The organism is Vibrio sp. Vb0349, from assembly GCF_033338975.1.
Genome location: NZ_JAWOTS010000141.1, coordinates 1 through 1582, shown reverse-complemented (window position 1 = coordinate 1582; position 1582 = coordinate 1). Strand labels below are relative to the sequence as shown.

Below are 1582 nucleotides of genomic sequence, written 5' to 3'. Positions count from 1 at the left end.
TCCGATAAAATCTGGTACACAAACGTTTGAATGGACTTTTACAGCAAACCACGTGACTCGTGATTGGAAATACTACATCACAAAACCGAATTGGAACCCGAACGCTTCATTGTCACGCGACTCGTTCGATCTCAACCCTTTCTGTGTGGTTGATGGCAATATGGTTCAACCACCAAAACAGATGAGCCACCAATGTAACGTGCCTGAACGCGAAGGGTACCATGTCATCCTTGCGGTATGGGATGTGGGTGATACCGCTGCATCATTCTACAACGTTATCGATGTCAAATTTGATGGTGACGACCCTGTGATTCCTGAGTGGACTCAAGGTGGCCAAATCATCCCTACTATGAATCTAAAGGTTGGCGATTCGGTTTACACTCGCGTGTTTGATCAATCTGGTGAGAACGTTGCATACCGCACTGAACTAGCAATTAGTAACGACGTACTCACTCAAGCGAAAAACTGGTCTTACGCCTTGGCGAGTAAAATCAACCAAGAGCAAACTAAGCTTCAAGCTGGTCAATATTCGGAAGACAAGTTCACGCCAGTGTACGGCACGAACCCAATTTACCTGCAATCAAACAGTGGCCTTGAGCGTGTTGAAATTGGCTACAATATTGAAACGCCAGTACCTGACTATTCACTCACGGTTGATGGTCTTGCTAGTGAGTACATAATTGGTACAGAGCCAACCGCTTTAGACCTCACTCTTACCGCAGAGGGCGACTTAACCGCCGAGTTAACGGTTTACAATCATCATCGCGAACCACTAGCAAGTTGGACGGGTTCAATTCAAGATGGTGCAAGCGAACAAGTAGAACTCACGCTGAGCAAATCAGAACCGGGGCACCACATGTTAGTGACCCGCATTAAAGATACCGATGGCAACCTTGTCGATCAGCAAACTCTGGATTTCCATCTAAAAAGTAAGGAAGTCACCCCACCCCCATCAGGCGAATACGACTTTGTATTCCCAGAGGGGCTTTCTAGCTACACAGCAGGTACAAAAGTGTTAGCAAGCGACGGCGCGATTTATCAATGTAAACCATTCCCTTACTCTGGCTACTGCGTACAGTGGAGTGAGAGTGCAACACAATTTGAGCCAGCGACAGGCTCACACTGGGAAATGGCTTGGGATAAACTGAACTAATCTCGCAGACGATAGACGTAAAGAACCCCGCCAATCGCGGGGTTCTTTTTACTTTATCAATCACTGCGAGTTAAAGACAAAAGTGGCAGTTTTCTCGACTTAAACCATAACCACCAGACAGATTGGTGATATGAGTTCTGCCTTCGTGAAGCCCCATTTCATACCCTTCGAGTAGGACGGATTGGCGCATCGACAAGCGTTGCACATGAAATTCATCCGGCGGTGCAATCACTCTCACACGGGTTCCTTGCGGTGGATTGCGGATAAATTCCAAGGACTCATTGTAGTTCTCTGAACGATGCAACATCGCTTCTGCCATTTTGGGATGTTCAGCAAACAACTTGTTCATCAACCAAGTATTTTTTACTGGTTTTTTGGAGTAATTCAGCGGGTGCGATAGCACAACCGTGATGTCTCGCGCTCCTCTTT

Annotated in this window: 2 protein-coding genes; one reads left to right on the top strand and one right to left on the bottom strand. The window is 46.6% G+C overall.

Annotation, left to right across the window (positions count from 1 at the left end):
* Window positions 1–1153: N-acetylglucosamine-binding protein GbpA (gene gbpA / locus R7Q47_RS23965; protein WP_318089670.1), on the top strand; the 1153-nt coding region annotated here is incomplete at its 5' end.
* Between the two features lie 70 nt (window positions 1154–1223).
* On the opposite strand, the gene R7Q47_RS23960 is transcribed toward gbpA, so the two are convergent.
* On the bottom strand, window positions 1224–1582 hold a 359-nt coding region (locus tag R7Q47_RS23960; RefSeq protein ID WP_318089668.1), incomplete at its 5' end, for a DUF6363 domain-containing protein.